This is a genomic window from Nocardiopsis moroccensis (assembly GCF_055763695.1).
The window spans coordinates 490914-505213 of sequence record NZ_CP199747.1; the positions used below are offsets into that span (position 1 = coordinate 490914).

Annotated in this window: 14 protein-coding genes; 8 read left to right on the top strand and 6 right to left on the bottom strand. The window is 71.2% G+C overall.

Features of this window, described 5'->3' with window-relative positions; genetic code table 11:
* Positions 1-67 precede the first annotated feature (67 nt).
* Positions 68-1978, top strand: coding sequence for a GDSL-type esterase/lipase family protein (locus ACUKCB_RS01980; RefSeq protein WP_473038735.1), 1911 nt, complete (start codon positions 68-70; stop codon positions 1976-1978).
* Positions 1979-1994: 16 nt separating this feature from the next.
* On the opposite strand, the gene ACUKCB_RS01985 is transcribed toward ACUKCB_RS01980, so the two are convergent.
* Together ACUKCB_RS01985 and ACUKCB_RS01990 are read right to left on the bottom strand one after the other, a co-directional pair.
* Positions 1995-2615, bottom strand: a complete 621-nt coding sequence (locus tag ACUKCB_RS01985) for a TetR/AcrR family transcriptional regulator (protein WP_473038736.1) — start codon at positions 2613-2615, stop codon at positions 1995-1997.
* An 82-nt stretch (positions 2616-2697) separates the two neighbouring features.
* Positions 2698-3420 carry a glycerophosphodiester phosphodiesterase gene (locus tag ACUKCB_RS01990; RefSeq protein WP_473038737.1) on the bottom strand — a complete coding sequence of 241 codons (723 nt, stop codon included), beginning with the start codon at positions 3418-3420 and terminating at the stop codon, positions 2698-2700.
* A 234-nt stretch (positions 3421-3654) separates the two neighbouring features.
* Here ACUKCB_RS01990 and ACUKCB_RS01995 point away from each other — a divergent pair, with 234 nt between their 5' ends.
* Positions 3655-4425 (top strand): DeoR/GlpR family DNA-binding transcription regulator, encoded by a 771-nt coding sequence (locus tag ACUKCB_RS01995; RefSeq protein WP_191272528.1) that lies wholly within the window; start codon positions 3655-3657, stop codon positions 4423-4425.
* 77 nt (positions 4426-4502) lie between these two features.
* Here the strand turns inward: ACUKCB_RS01995 and ACUKCB_RS02000 are convergent, their stop codons facing one another.
* Positions 4503-4967, bottom strand: a complete 465-nt coding sequence (locus ACUKCB_RS02000) for a VOC family protein (protein WP_473040889.1) — start codon at positions 4965-4967, stop codon at positions 4503-4505.
* 71 nt (positions 4968-5038) lie between these two features.
* Positions 5039-6298: an MFS transporter gene (locus tag ACUKCB_RS02005; RefSeq protein WP_473038738.1), complete on the bottom strand. Its 1260-nt coding sequence runs from the start codon at positions 6296-6298 to the stop codon at positions 5039-5041.
* Positions 6299-6440: 142 nt separating this feature from the next.
* Here ACUKCB_RS02005 and ACUKCB_RS02010 point away from each other — a divergent pair, with 142 nt between their 5' ends.
* From ACUKCB_RS02010 to ACUKCB_RS02020, 3 genes are read left to right on the top strand one after another with little or no spacing between them, the layout of a single operon-like run.
* Positions 6441-8039 (top strand): sensor histidine kinase, encoded by a 1599-nt coding sequence (locus tag ACUKCB_RS02010; RefSeq protein ID WP_473038739.1) that lies wholly within the window; start codon positions 6441-6443, stop codon positions 8037-8039.
* Between the two features lie 54 nt (positions 8040-8093).
* Complete coding sequence (locus ACUKCB_RS02015; protein WP_473040890.1) at positions 8094-8756, top strand: response regulator; 663 nt, start codon at positions 8094-8096, stop codon at positions 8754-8756.
* Positions 8753-9436, top strand: a complete 684-nt coding sequence (locus tag ACUKCB_RS02020; RefSeq protein WP_473038740.1) for an HD domain-containing protein — start codon at positions 8753-8755, stop codon at positions 9434-9436. The genes ACUKCB_RS02015 and ACUKCB_RS02020 overlap by 4 nt, the downstream gene beginning before the upstream one ends.
* A gap of 61 nt (positions 9437-9497) precedes the next feature.
* Here the strand turns inward: ACUKCB_RS02020 and ACUKCB_RS02025 are convergent, their stop codons facing one another.
* Together ACUKCB_RS02025 and ACUKCB_RS02030 are read right to left on the bottom strand one after the other, a co-directional pair.
* Complete coding sequence (locus tag ACUKCB_RS02025) at positions 9498-9770, bottom strand: DUF4031 domain-containing protein (protein WP_452541587.1); 273 nt, start codon at positions 9768-9770, stop codon at positions 9498-9500.
* Positions 9767-10234, bottom strand: a complete 468-nt coding sequence (locus ACUKCB_RS02030; RefSeq protein ID WP_473038741.1) for an Lrp/AsnC family transcriptional regulator — start codon at positions 10232-10234, stop codon at positions 9767-9769. Before ACUKCB_RS02030 ends, ACUKCB_RS02025 begins: the two co-directional genes overlap by 4 nt.
* 203 nt (positions 10235-10437) lie before the next feature.
* Here ACUKCB_RS02030 and ACUKCB_RS02035 point away from each other — a divergent pair, with 203 nt between their 5' ends.
* From ACUKCB_RS02035 to ACUKCB_RS02045, 3 genes are all read left to right on the top strand, one after another.
* Positions 10438-11343 (top strand): tryptophan 2,3-dioxygenase, encoded by a 906-nt coding sequence (locus ACUKCB_RS02035; RefSeq protein ID WP_473038742.1) that lies wholly within the window; start codon positions 10438-10440, stop codon positions 11341-11343.
* Between the two features lie 74 nt (positions 11344-11417).
* The gene (kynU, locus tag ACUKCB_RS02040; RefSeq protein ID WP_473038743.1) at positions 11418-12656 is read left to right on the top strand and encodes a kynureninase; all 1239 of its coding nucleotides are present in this window, start codon (positions 11418-11420) and stop codon (positions 12654-12656) included.
* Between the two features lie 696 nt (positions 12657-13352).
* Positions 13353-14228 carry a hypothetical protein gene (locus tag ACUKCB_RS02045; RefSeq protein WP_473038744.1) on the top strand — a complete coding sequence of 292 codons (876 nt, stop codon included), beginning with the start codon at positions 13353-13355 and terminating at the stop codon, positions 14226-14228.
* Positions 14229-14300 lie beyond the last annotated feature (72 nt).

Genomic DNA, 14300 nt, shown 5'->3' on the forward strand with positions numbered 1-14300 from the left:
GGAAACCACCGCACGGCCGGGGCCGTCGGACAGTTCAGCGGACAGGTGCAGCCGGGGAGGAAGGCGTGTGGTGGACGGGGGTCGAACGGGGACCGACGACACACACCGGCGGAGCTCGGTCTGGGACCACATCCTCAGGGGCGTCTCCGTCGCCGCGGTGGTCCTGCTCGTCCTGGCCGCCTTCAACACCACGGTCACCTCGGACGTGACCGCCCGGCCCTCCGGCCGCCAGGACGAATCCGTGGCCCGACCGCTGGCCGAGCTGCTGGACCGAGTCGGCATCTCCCAGGACGGTTCCGCGGGCACCGCGGACCTCGACGGGGCGGGCAACAGCCTGTCCGCCCGTACCCTCGCCGCGGCGGGTTGGCACCCCTCAGGAGAGGTCTTCCTCCTGGACACACCGCTCGACCTGCCCGCCTACGGTCCGGGCCGTCCCGACCACCTGGTCTCCGACGGCCAGTCCGTGGCGCTCACCTCCGAACCCGCCCGCCTGCGCTCCCTGACCTTCCTGGCGACCGGTACCAGGACCGACGGCACCGGCGCGGACGTCCGTGGTTCCGGGTGGGTGGTCTACGCCGACGGCAGCACCCAGGACTTCCCGCTCGCGGTGCCGGACTGGGCGGCCGGGCCGGCCGGTGACGCGGCCCTGTCCCTGCCCTACGCCAACTCGGCCACGGGCTTCGGACAGGGCGCCATCGGTGCCGTGCGCCTGTACGCCCGCTCCGTCCCGGTCGATCCCCACCGCGAGATCGACCACGTCGTCCTACCCACGGTCCGCGACAGCGAGGCGAGACTGCACGTGTTCTCCGTGGGGGCGCGTCCGGCGGAGCAGCCGTGGACCGGAACCTGGGCCCGGGCCACCTCCGGATACTCGGAGGTGGGCCCCTGGCAGGACCAGACGCTGCGTCTGACGGCGCGCACCACCACGGGCGGCCGCAAGGCACGGATCCGGTTCGACAACACCTTCGCCTCCCGTCCCGTCGCCCTCGGCGCGGCTTCGGTGGCGCTGCGCTCGGAGGGGGCGGCGACCCGGGGCGATGCGGTGGCGCTCACCTTCGACGGGGACCCCGAAGCGGTGATCCCGGCCGGGGGAAGGCTGGTCAGCGACCCGGTCGACATCCTCCTGCCGCCGCAGACCGAGGTCCTGGTCAGTATCCACCTGCCCGAGCGGGTGACGGCCGCCCCGATCCACTACGCGTCGGTGGACACCAACTACACGAGTGTTCCGGGCAGCGGAGATCAGACCCTGGACAGGACGGGACAGCCGTTCACGGGTGTGGTGGAGCAGTGGCCCTTCCTCACCGGGATCGAGGTGGTGGACGGGCCGGGCACGGTGGTGGCCTACGGCGACTCCATCACCGACGGCATCGGCTCCGGCCGGGACACCTACACGCGCTGGCCCGACGTGCTCAGTTCGCGCCTGCACGCCGGCGCGGACCTGCCGAACCTGGGAGTGCTCAACCTCGGGATCGCGGGCAACCGGGTCACCTCGGACGGCTACCCGGGGGAGGGCGTGTCCGCCTACTCCAGCGGTGTGAGCATGCTGCACCGGGCACAGCGCGACGTGTTCTCCCAGAACGGGGTGGAGTCGGTGGTGGTCTTCGCGGGGATCAACGATCTGCGCTGGGGCGTGCCCCCGGACGTGGTGGTGGCGGGGCTGGGGCGCCTGGCCGACACCGCGCACGAGTACGACGTGCGGGTGTTCGTGGCGACCCTGGTGCCGTGCGCGGGGGAGTCCCGCTGCACCGCCGAGGTGGAACAGGGGCGGCAGCGGGTCAACGCCCACCTGCGGGAACAGGCCCTGGACCCGGACTCACCCTTCGACGGGGTGTGGGACTTCGACCGGGTGCTGCGCGACCCGCAGGCTCCGGAGAGGCTGCGCCCGGAGTACGACTCCGGCGATCACCTGCACCCCAACGAGGCCGGGTTGCGGGCGATCGCGGAGTCGGTGGACCTGTACGAGCTGGTCGGCGGCTGACCCGGCCGGGGTGCGGTCAGCGTGGGCCGCGCAGGTGGTGGTGGATCACCAGGTCGACGTAGACCCCGCCGAGGTCGTCGAGGCTGAGCCCGGACCCGGGGTCGTACCAGTGCAGGAGTGAGTCGAAGGTTTCCAGAACGGTGTCCGTGGCCCTGCCGGTGTCACGGATCCGGAACTGGTCGGCGGCGGCCCCGGCCGCGATGATCTCGTGGACGTGTTCGCGGAAGGCCCGGTGCAGTGAGCTGACCTCGCGATGCCTGGCGGGGTGGATGGCCCGCAGGGCCGGTAGGAGTTCCTGGCTGAGGGCGATGGCGGTCCGGTGCCTCCAACCGGAGCTCACGTGCCGGTGGACGAGGTCGGACATGCGTTCGGTGGGTGCCCGGGCGGGGACGTCGGCGGCCAGTTGGCCGTTGACGCGTTCGCGGGTGGCGCGCAACACGACGGCGTAGGACAGGTCGAACCTGGTGGGGAAGGCGCGCCTGAGGCACGCCGCGTCGGTGCCGGTCTCGGCGGCGAGCCGACGGGTCAGGTCGGACATGGCCATGCCCCGGGAACCGTGTTCGGCGAACAGCCGGGCCGCGCAGTCCAGTACGGGGGCCGTCGTGCGGAGCGCGTGAGGGGAGAGGTCGGCCGTCATCCTTCGGTTTCTCGTGGTTGTTCTGCGTCGTACGGACGCGGATCGGTGGCCTTTCAGGCGCCCCGCCCGCAGGGGCGCGGGTTCAGGCCGGGCCCGGTGCGGCGGCCGCACCCTGTGCCCGTCCGCTGGTCAACGACACCAGGTCGTCGACGCGTTCGGTGGCGAGGGCGTCCACGCCCATGCCGATCAGGCGGGCCATCTCCGGGAACTCGTTCACCGTCCAGGCGGCGATCCGATAGCCGAACCGGTGTATCTCACCCACGGTCTCCCGGTCCAACAGGGTGTAGTGCGTTCCCAGGAACGCCGGGCGCAACGGGCGTACCACCTCCTCCGGCGGCGGACCGGGCTGGTCCCACGCCAGCATCAGCCGTGCGTCGGGGCGGCGGCCCCGCAGGGCCTGGAGCGTCTCCAAGGGACCGGTGAACAGCGCCTGGTCGCCGAAGCCGTGTTCGCGCAGGACCGTGTCGGCGGCCAGCGCGGCCTCCGGAGCGGCAGCGTCGACCAACAGCGGGGAGGCGTCCCGGCCGCAGAACTCGGCCAACACCTCCATCAGCGTGGGCACCCGCCGTTCCACGTCGTCGCGGGTCGCGGCGACCTCGGCCAGGGTCAGCTCCCCGATCTGGCGGGGTGGGGAGCCCGGGGCGGTCACGACGCGCTCGTCCACCAGGACCGGGTATCCGTCCGAGGTCAGGTGGACGTCGATCTTGACCAGGTCGGCTCCGGCGCGCAAGGCTGAACGCAGGGCCGGGAGCGTGTTGCCCGGGAATCGTGCGGTGTCTCCGCGTAGTGCGATGGACAGCGTCATACAGTCAAGAGTGGCAAAAAGCATCGCGGCATGTGGCGTAAACAGGAAAAACGCCTACCAAGACGGCCTGATGTCCGCCCGCGTGGTGCGGTGCGCGGGGCCGCAGCACCGGGATTGCGAGCGGTCTCACGTCGTGTGGGCGCTGTTCCGGACGCAGCGACCTGGGAAACTTTGTTACCGGGTGTCGTGACCGCACGGCGCCCGTCAGGCCGGCCCCCGAGTGTGAGGCGAACGATGATCCCGGACCAACGGCGAGAGCACATCCTGAAGCTCCTCCAGGAGCGGCACGTGTTGAGTATCAACGAGCTCACGTCGATGCTGTCCGTCTCCCACATGACGGTACGCCGCGACATCCAGGCCCTGGAGAACGACGGCAAGGTCCTGTCGGTCACCGGTGGCGTGCGGCTGGCCGCCCGGCTCAAGAGTGAGCCGTCCTACCTGGCCAAGGCCCAGTTGGAGGTACCCGCCAAGCGGGCGATAGCGCGTGCCGCCGCCGAGCTGGTGCGGGAGAACTTCACCATCTACCTCGACGCGGGCACCACCACCCTCCAGATGGTGCCGTTGCTCACCGACAAGGTGGGGCTGACCGTCATCACCAGCGACTTCAACGTCGTGGGACACCTGATGGAGTACCCGGGGATCGAGCTGATCCACACCGGGGGCGTGGTGTCGCACTCCGACCACTCCTCGGTCGGTCAGTTCACCGCGGACTTCCTGCGTCAGGTCAACGTCGACCTCGCGTTCATCGCGAGCAGTTCCTGGGACGCCGAACGCGGTTCGACGACCCCCTCCGAGGCCAAGGTGATCGCCAAGCAGGAACTGCTGCGCATCGCCTCCAAGAGCGTCCTGGTGGTGGACAGCACCAAGTACGGCAAGTTCGGCACCTTCAGGGTGGCCCGCCTGGAGGAGTTCGACCTGATCATCACCGACGACCGGCTGCCGCGCTCCGCGGTGGAGGAGCTCGGTGAGCGCGACGTGCGCCTGAGGACGGTGGGGAGCGACTGACCCGGTGCGCCCGGGAGGGGCGCCGTCGGCCGGGGGTGTGACCGGTAGCCCCCGGGGAGAGCCGTCCGCAGGCGGCCTCAGTCCTCCCCGGCGTCGAGTTCGGCGGGGGCGAACAGGGCCAGCTCGGTTCCGTCGGGGTCGTGGAAGACCAGGGTGGACCCCTCCTCGCTGTGGAAGACGGGGGTGTGCTCCACCTCCAGCCGGGTGAAGCGGTCCTCCCAGGCCTCCAGGTGGCCCAGGTTGGCCACGGTCAGGGTGAGGCGGTCCAGGCCGCAGCGGCGGTGGTCGAAGCGCCCCTTGAAGTTGTCCGGGTACTGGACGAGGTCGATGAGCGCACCGCAGGGGTGGCTGAACCCGGTGCGCAGGACCCCGTCCCGGCATTCTCGTCGCTCCGCGCGGAAGCCGAGGACGGAGCGGTAGAAGTGCGCGCTCTCCTCGTGGTCGCGCACGGAGAGTGTCACACGCCCCAGACCGGTCAGCGGCGGAGCGGAAGAGGAGGGGGCGAAGCGGAGGCGGGCGCGTGGAGCCAGCGCCTTGAACATCTCAAGCACGTTTCCCGAGGCTAGACGAGCCCGGCGCTCTCCGTGCGACTCCTTAACGCGTACTTAACACCTCAGGTCACGGTGACCCCGGTGTCCTTGGTCACGGGGGCCCCGGGGCCTGAGGTCCCGCGCTCGTACCAACGGCCGCGCAGCACCAGGGTGGTCACCGCGAACGAGATCACACCGCCCGCCGTGGCCAGCGCGAACGCGCCCTGGTGCCCGTAGGAGTCGGCCAGGGCGCCCGAGACCATGGAACCCAGGGACTGCCCCAGGATCAGACTGCTCAGGATGATCGCCATCGACTGCGACAGGCGGCTGGGCGGGGCGGCCCGCTCGATCAGCCCGAACAGGCTCACCAGGTGCGGTCCGATCGCCACCCCCAGGACGAAGATGGTGACCGCGAGGGACGCCGGCCCGTGGTCCAGGTACAGCGGGAGGGTGAGCAGGGCCAGGCCGCCCGCGGCCACCCGCGTCCGGGCGGTCAGTGAGAAGCCCACCGGCAGCGAGGCCATCATCAGACCGGCGACGGCGCTGCTGGAGCCCATCACCGCGTACATCAGGCCGGACAGGTCGCCGTGCCCGGCGTTGTCCGCGAAGGCGGTCACCCCGGTGGACATTCCGCCGAAGAACAGGCCCTGGCAGAACATCGGCACGGCGAGCAGGAGCAGGGCCGGGCGGGCGATGCGGCCCGCGGCCCCGCGCACGGGGGCCGACCCGGCGGGGGCGGTGGGGTGCAGGGCGAACACGGCCCCGAACACACCGATCAGGACGGCCGCGCCGAGCACGCTCGCCGAGGGCGAGAGGGTGAGGGTGAGGAGGCCGACCAGAGCGGGGCCCAGGACGAACGAGGCCTCGTCCAGAACGCCCTCCACGGACATCGCGGCCGACACCGAGCGTTCGCGCTCCGCTCCCCGGGCGGCACCCTTGCGGATCAGTACCACCCAGCGGGTGCGTGCCATCGGCCCCACCTGGGGCATGCACAGCCCGCCGACGGCGGCGAGCGCCACCAGGGCGGGCAGGGGCGCGCTGGTCGTGACGGCGGCGACGAGGAGGGCGATCAGCGCGGCGTCGAGGACGGCGGCGGCCAGGACCGGGACGCGTTGCCCGTGCCGGTCGGCGAAGCGTGCGATGACCGGTCCGCCCACGGTCTCGCCGAGTGCGAAGGCACCCGAGACCAGCCCGGCCGCGGCGACGCTCCCGGTGGTGCTGGTGACGAGGGTGAGCAGCCCGATCAGGGTCATCGAGACGGGCAGCCGGGCCAGGAAGGTGGCGAGGAGCAGGGGCCAACCGGCGATCCGGTTCATCCGCCGCAGGGTTTCCAGAGGTGACATCCAGCCTCGTTCTGTGTCGTGTTGCCTTGCCGTCGCCCTCGGCCGCAAACCATCCCATGATAGGCGGACTGTCGCGGCAGGGGTACGGGAGTCCACTTTCGTGGGTGAGGCGGACCCCGCGCGGGCTGTGTAGGTTCCCCCCATGGACTACGCCGAACTGTCCCGGGGCGTGCGCCGGGCCCTGACTCCCGCTCCCGGTTGGCCCACCAGGGGCGCCCTCGTGCGGGACGTGCTGCTGTGGCTCGGGGTGTGCCTGCTGCTGACCGCCGAGTTCTTCGCCTTCGCGGCCGTGGGCTACGACGTCATGGCGAGGGCGTTCGTCTTCGCGGCCCTGGCGGGACTGGCCATCGTGCTCACCCGCACCTACCCCCTGCTCGCCCCCTGCCTGGCCGTGTTCGTCACCCTCTGGGGCCAGTCCTTCCTGGTCCTGCTGACCTGCGTGTCCTATCTCGCCGGTCGCCGTTCGTCCCGGGGCTGGCTCGCCGTGCTGCTGTTCGTGCTCCTGGCCCTGGTGGTCGCGGTGTACGTGCTGAGCGTGCGCGAGCAGACCCCGGGGCTGTGGGTCACCGCCGCGACTGCTCTGGTGTTCTGCACGGCCCTGCCCTGGCTGGTGGGGGTCTACCGGCGCCAGCACCTCGAACTGGGCGCCGCCGGATGGGAGCACGCCCGGCAGCTCCAGCACGAACAGCGGCTCACCGCGGAACAGGCCCGACTGCGGGAGCGCTCGCGGATCGCCCAGGACATGCACGACTCGCTCGGCCACGAACTCAGCCTGATCGCCCTGCGGGCCGGGGCCCTGGAGGTGTCCCCGGACCTGGGGGAGGGGCACCGGCGGGAGGTCGCCGACCTGCGCGTCACCGCCGTCTCGGCCACCGCGCACCTGCGCGAGATCATCGGGGTGCTGCGCGCCGACAGCGAGCCCGAACCCGCTCCCACCGCCCCCGCGGGGGAAAGCGTCGCCGCCCTGGTCGAACGCGCCCGTGACTCCGGGGTCCGGGTCACGCTCGTGAGCGAGGGGCCGGTCGGTGAACTACCGCCGATGGTGGACCGCGCCGCCTACCGGGTCGTGCAGGAGTCCCTGACCAACGCCACCAAGTACGCGCCGGGCGCTCCGGTGACCGTGTGGCTGAGCGCGGACGAGGCCCTGCTGAGGGTGCGGGTCACCAACATCGCGGCCCGGGGGCGGGGGCCGGTGCCCGCGGTCGGCGGCGGGCACGGGCTCACCGGCCTGCGCGAACGTGTCCGACTGGTGGGGGGTTCCTTCACCGTCGGCCCGCACGAGGAGGGCTGGCAGGTGTGCGCGGCCCTGCCCCTGAACGGTGGTTCGGTGACCGCGGACGGGGAGGAGGGCGGTGCCGAGGCGATCGACGAACTCCAACGGGCGGCCCGTCGCAGGGTCCGTCCGTGGACCACGGCACTGGTCGTCACACCGGTCGTCGTCGTCATGCTGGTGGTCGGGGTGGTCTACGCCCTCATCGCCCGGGTTCTGGAGGACACCACCCTGCCGCCGGAGGACTTCGCCTCGATCTCCGTCGGTGACAGCGAGGAGGCCCTCGCCCAGGTGCTGCCCCCGTATCCGTCCGGGATGAGCGATGACCAGTTGGAGGACTTCGTGTCCGCGGACCCGGACTGCGACCACTACCGCAGCAGCTCGGGAATGTTCGACGAGGGAGTGGTCTTCTACCAGCTCTGCTTCGAGGGAGGGGTGCTGACCGCCAAGAAGCGGTTGGAAAGCCGGTGAGACCGCCGCTGTGGGATGCTTCCCGGACAACCGATGCTTGAGGAGGACGCGTCCGTGATCAGGGTGCTGCTCGCAGACGACGAGGCGATGATCCGTGCGGGTGTGCGGGCGATCGTGCAGAGCGATCCGGAGATCGAGGTGGTCGCGGAGGCGGCCGACGGGCGCGAGGCGGTGGAGCTGGTGCTGTCCCACCGGCCGGACGTCGCGCTGCTGGACATCCGGATGCCCCGGATGGACGGCCTGGCGGCCACCGCGGAGATCCGCCGGGTGGCTCCGGAGACCAGGGTCGTGATCCTGACGACCTTCGGCGAGGACAGCTACATCTCCCAGGCGCTCGGCGACGGGGCCAGCGGGTTCCTGCTCAAGGCCGGTGACCCGCGCGAGCTCGTCTCCGGGGTGCACGCGGTCGCCGCGGGCGGGGCCTACCTGTCCCCGCAGGTGGCGCGTCAGGTGATCGCGCAGTTCGGCGGCGGCCGGGCAGCCAGGGAGGCGGCGGCCGCGGAGCGCCTGGCCGGGCTCACCGAACGGGAACGGGACGTGCTCGCCCTGGTCGGGGCGGGGCTGTCCAACGCCGACATCGCCGAACGGCTCTTCCTGGTCGAGGGCACCGTCAAGAGCTACGTGAGCGCCATCCTCAACCGGTTGGGCATGAAGAACCGCGTGCAGGCCGCCATCCTCGCCCACGAGGCGGGGCTGGCGGGTGAGTCCGCCACATGAAGGGCCCGGGCCGTTCCGACCTCCCGCGGGAGGAGGTGACCCTGCTCGCGGAGTCCTGGAGGCGCCTGGCGGGGACGGGCGCCGAGGCCAGGGCGGTCGGGGAGGAGTTGCTCGACCGCTGGAGCGAGGAGCACCGCCGCTACCACACGCTCAGCCACTTGTGGAGCGCTCTGCGCGCCGTCGAGGTCCTGCGGGAGGAGGCCCGCGACGTGGACGCGGTGCGTTACGCGGTCTGGTTCCACGACGCAGTCTACGAGGGGCGCCCCGGACAGGACGAGGACGAGAGCGCGGCGCTGGCCGAACGGCTGCTCTCCCTGATGGGGCAGGACCCGGAGCGGATCGCCGAGGTGGTGCGTCTGGTGGGGGTCACCAAGGACCACCGGCCCGGTCCCCGGGACGCCGACGGCGCGGTGCTCTCCGACGCCGACCTGTCCACCCTGGCCGCCGGGCCCGAGGAGTACCTCGTCTACACCGCGGCGGTCCGGGCCGAGTACCGGCACGTACCCGACGGGGCGTTCCGGGCGGGGCGGCTGGGGGTTCTGCGGTCCCTGCTGGAGGCCCCGCACATCTTCCACACCCCCTTCGGCCGGACGCACTGGGAGCCCAGGGCCAGGTCCAACATGCTCGCCGAGATCGACCGCCTCAGCCGTGGTGGTGCCGGGGGGCCGCCCCCGACCTGACCGGGGACGGCCCGGGGCGCCCCGGACGGGGCCGCCTGGCCCGGCCTTCGTGCCCCGGGGCTCAGACGGGCCGCGGGTGCTTGGGGCGGCGAAGCCCCGCCGCGCGCAGACGGGTGACGATCTCACGGCCGCTGACGTGCTCGGCGCCCAGTTCCAGCGCGCGGGCGTGCAGGTGTTCGGGGATGTCGTAGTGGTCCCGCTCGAAGGCGCGCGGGTCGACGCCGAGGTCGCGCGCGAAGGAGTGGAGTTCGGCGTAGGAGCTGTCGCTCACCAGGTGTGCGAAGCGCCGGCCGCGCGGGCCCGGCCAGACGGGGCTGTCGATCAGGATGCTCATTGTGCTCCCGGGGCGGTCACGGCGCGCCAGGGCACCGGGCTGGACAGGACCATGGTGCTGGAGGGGCGGCCGTGCTCGGCGAGCTGGTCGATGACCTCCTCGAAGTGTTCCATGGAGCGCACCGCGATCAGCAGGACGCAGCAGGCGTCCCCGGTGACGCGGTGCACCTGGAGGATCTCCGGCAGTTCCAGCGAGGACCGTTCACGCAGCAGGCAGTGCGCGCCGAAGCACTCCATCCGCACCAGCGCGGTCACCGGGAGCCCGGCCGCGGCCGGGTCCACGTGTGCGTGGTAGCCGGTGATCACCCCGCGGTCGGTCAGCCGGCGGACGCGGTCGGCCACGGCGGGCGCGGAGAGGTTCACCCTGCGGGAGAGCTCGTTGAAGGAGAGCCGTCCGTCCTGCTGGAGCTCGTTGAGGATCCGCTGGTCAACGCTGTCCAACGGGGTTGCCAGTCGTGAGGCCATATTTTGTGTTCCCAAAGCCGATGGTGGTTTCCCGTTATGAATACTAAGCCAATGCCCGACTTGCGTCGTCAGCGGCCATTCCTTCCAGCGGTAATTTGTCCGAGTATGTGAGTTCACGCTCGCGCTGCCGTGCGCGGGGCCTCCCGGTCGCGGCACGGCGCGTGTGACCACCGAAGTCGCGCAGTACACGAGGGGTAGTCCCAATGCTCTCCACCACGTCCGCCCAGCAGTGCCCGTACGCTCCGGCCGAGGACACCGACGCCGAGGCGGCCCGTGCCGACAGGGCCGAGAGCAACGGGGGAAAGCCGACCCTGGCCTTCGACCAGAACACGCCCTACGTCGACTACGTCGGGATCGACACCCTCCTCAGCCTGCAGAACCCGCGCACCAAGGAGCCCGCGGAATCCGCCTTCATCATCACCACCCAGGTGATGGAGCTGCTGTTCGCCCTCGTCCAGGAGCGCTGGGAGGCCGCCCGGGACGCGATGGAGGACGACGACGTGCCCGGCGCCGTGGCCTGGCTGCGCAGCGCCTGCAACGCCCAGGACGTGCTCAACAGCTCCTGGGCCCTGCTCGGGGACATGACCCCGACCCAGTTCAACCGGTTCCGCGACGCCTTCGGGGAGGCCTCGGGCTTCCAGTCGTACAGCTACCGCAAGCTCGAGTTCCTGCTGGGCAACAAGTCCGCCGCCATGATCCGCCCGCACAAGGCCATGAGCGGCGTCGTCACCGAACTCACCACTCTGCTGGAGCGCCCCAGCCTGTACGACGCGGCGCTGCGTCTGTTGTACCGCCGGGGCCTGCCCGTCCCGGACGGCAGCGCCGAGCGCGACTGGACCGCCGACTACGAACCCTCCGCCGAGGTCGAACAGGCCTGGATCGGGGTCTACTCCGACGACCGCCCCGGAAACGAGCTGTTCCTGCTGGCCGAGGCGCTGGTCGATGTCGCCGAGCGGGTGACACGATGGCGTCAGCTCCACCTGGTCGCGGTCAAGCGCACCATGGGGGGCAAGCCGGGCAGCGGCGGCTCCAACGGGCTCAACTGGCTGGCCCGCAACGCCGAACGGGACGTCTTCCCGGAGTTGTGGTCCCTGCGCAGCACCATCTGAGCGACCGCACGGCCCGCCCCGGCACCCCCGCCCCCCCAGTTCACAGCACCACCTTCGCAAGGAAGCAGGACCCGATGACGCCCACCACCCGTGAGGAGTGCGCCGCCCTGGACGCGGCCGACCCCCTCGCCGCCCTCCGCGAGGAGTTCGTCCTCCCCGAAGGGGTGATCTACCTGGACGGGAACTCGTTGGGCGCGCTGCCCCGCGACACCCCCGCCCGGGTCGCCGACATGATCGAGCGCGAGTGGGGCCAGGACCTCATCCGCAGTTGGAACGACGCCGGCTGGTGGGACAAACCGCGCACCCTGGGCGCCAAGGTGGCACCCCTGGTCGGGGCCGACCCCGAAGAGGTGGTCGTCGGTGACGGCACCTCCGCCAACCTGTTCAAGACCCTGGTGGCGGCGCTGCGCCTGTCCGACCGCAGGGTGGTGCTGGGCGAGGCGGGCAACTTCCCGACCGACCTGTACGTCGCCGAGGGGGCGGTCGGCCTGGCCGGCGCCGAGCAGCGCCGGATCGACCCCGACGGCCCGGAACTGGCCGAGGCCCTGGCCCGGGGCGACGTCGCCGTCCTGCTGCTCAGCCACGTGGACTACCGCAGCGGTGTCCTGCGCGACATGGCGGGCATCACCCGGCTGGCCCACGAGCACGGTGCCCTGGTGGTCTGGGACCTGTGCCACAGCGTCGGCGCGGTGCCCATCGACCTGTCCGGCAGCGGAGCGGACTTCGCGGTGGGGTGCACGTACAAGTACCTCAACGGCGGCCCCGGCGCACCCGCCTTCCTGTACGCGGCCCGCCGCCACCACGCCGCCGCTGACCAGCCGCTCAGCGGCTGGCACGGGCACGCCCGCCCCTTCGACTTCACCCCCGACTACGAACCCGCCCCGGGGGTCTCGCGCTTCCTCAGCGGTTCGCAGCCCCTGGTGGCCGACGCCGCCCTGGAGGCGGGGCTGGACGTGTGGGCCAAGGCCGACCTGGCCCAGGTCCGGGCGAAGAGCCTGGCCATGACCGACCTGTTCCTGGCCAGGGCCGCCTCGGTGGGCCTGGCGTCGATCACCCCGGCCGAGCACGACCGGCGAGGCAGCCAGGTCGCCCTGCTCCAGCCGGAGGAGGGCGCCGGGTACCCGATCGTGCAGGCGCTGATCGAGCGGGGCGTGATCGGTGACTTCCGCGCTCCGGACGTCATGCGCTTCGGATTCACCCCGCTCTACCTGCGCTACGTGGACGTCTACGACGCCGCGACCGCCCTGGTGGAGGTCGTGGCTTCGGGGGAGTGGCGCGCCGAGCGCTTCAACCGCAGGTCCCAGGTGACCTGATCCCGACTCCCCGGCAGGGCAACCTTCCGGGGAGTCCTTGGCGTTCACCTGGCATGAGGCCCCCGTACGTGACCCTGTCCATTGCCACGATGACGTGCCCTTTGCCGTGACGTTCTCCCCCCGGCTCGTACCGACCGGGGCCCGTTTCCGTGACCTACTGGCGCGTATGTGGCCTCTCAACCGGTTCTGACCCGCCCAGCGCCACTCGTCCCGGTTTATGACGAGAACCACTCGCGGGCCTGTCCGCCGTCCTCGGGCAGGCCCGCAAACCCCTGCCACCAGGGGTTTTCGTGTTTCCTGGGTTATTTGCGAGCGGCAGCAAATCGTAATTGTCCAAATACGGAATGTCATTTTACTCGGAATCCTTCGGCACTTTGCCAAAGCCTGGGTTAGTGTCCTTCGTGACCGGTTCGTTATTGACCTTCGGCGAACCGGTGCCGAGCCCTTGACCGGCCTGCGTGCCGCAAGGGAATCGAGACCCCGTTGTTTCTCTCGGGGAGCGAGCAGCGCGAATCCACGCGCAGCTGTCCGGCGGAGCCGATCCGGCCCCCCGCTCCCACCCGCCACTCGCCGCCAGCGACGCGGGACGCCCCACGGCATGACCCCGGCCCCGGAGTGCAGACCTGTGCGCCCGTGTGCCCTGACGCGTCATGCCCCGGTCTTCTCGGCCTCTGTCGTCAACCTGGCTAATACTTCATGAGCAACGAAACTCCCATTCAGCACGGCGAAGTCACCGCGACCTACTTCTGGGACGACGGTTCCGGCATCAACGGTGACACCGGAGCTCCCGCAGGCGGCGAGCCCATGCAGAAGGGCCTCTTCTCCAGCCCCAGCTGGCCCCTGGGCACCGAGGGCTACATCGTCCACGAGGGCGAGCAGTACGACTTCTTCATCGGTGACCGCGGCCCGGGCGTCCCCTCCCACGACTGCGACGTCCTCCTCGACATCGACGGCAAGACCTTCGCCGACATGATGGGTGAGAGCTTCGACGAGCAGACCCTCGTCGTCAGCGGCGGCAACGGCCACGCCGAGGTCGAGTACTACATCACCGAGTGGGGCGACGGTCACGGGACCGAGGGTGCCCCCCACCCGTTCCAGCAGCCCGGGAACAAGTGCGAGAACGCCGTCTCCCCGATCCCCGAGGAGCACCTCCCCCAGGAGGAGCCCGAGGAGGAAGAGGAGGCTGAGGAGACCGAGGAGGAGACGGCCGAGGAGGAGTCCACCGAGGACTCCGGTGACGAGAACTCCGAGGACGCCGAGGAGCAGGAGCAGCAGGACGAGGCTCCCGCCACCGACGAGCAGGAGGACTCCGACACCGGCGTCACCGCCGAGACCGCCGCCAACGACCTGTCCGGCTTCGGCCTGATGGGAGCCGAGGGCACCCCCTCCGCCGCCGGTCTGCTGACCCTGGCGATCATCCCCGCGATCCTCGTCGCCCTGTTCTTCGCCTGGACCCGTCGCCCCGCCGGCGCCCACGCCGGTGCCGACGACGACAGCGGCAAGGGCCTGATGGCCGCCGGCACCGGCCGTCACGGCATCAGCTCGCTGATCGACAGGCTGCGCCGCAGGTAACGCAGAACCACCCCCGGCCCCACTCGGGTCATCCGTGACCCCGGGAGTCCGTCGAGCCAGGTGTTCCTCCTG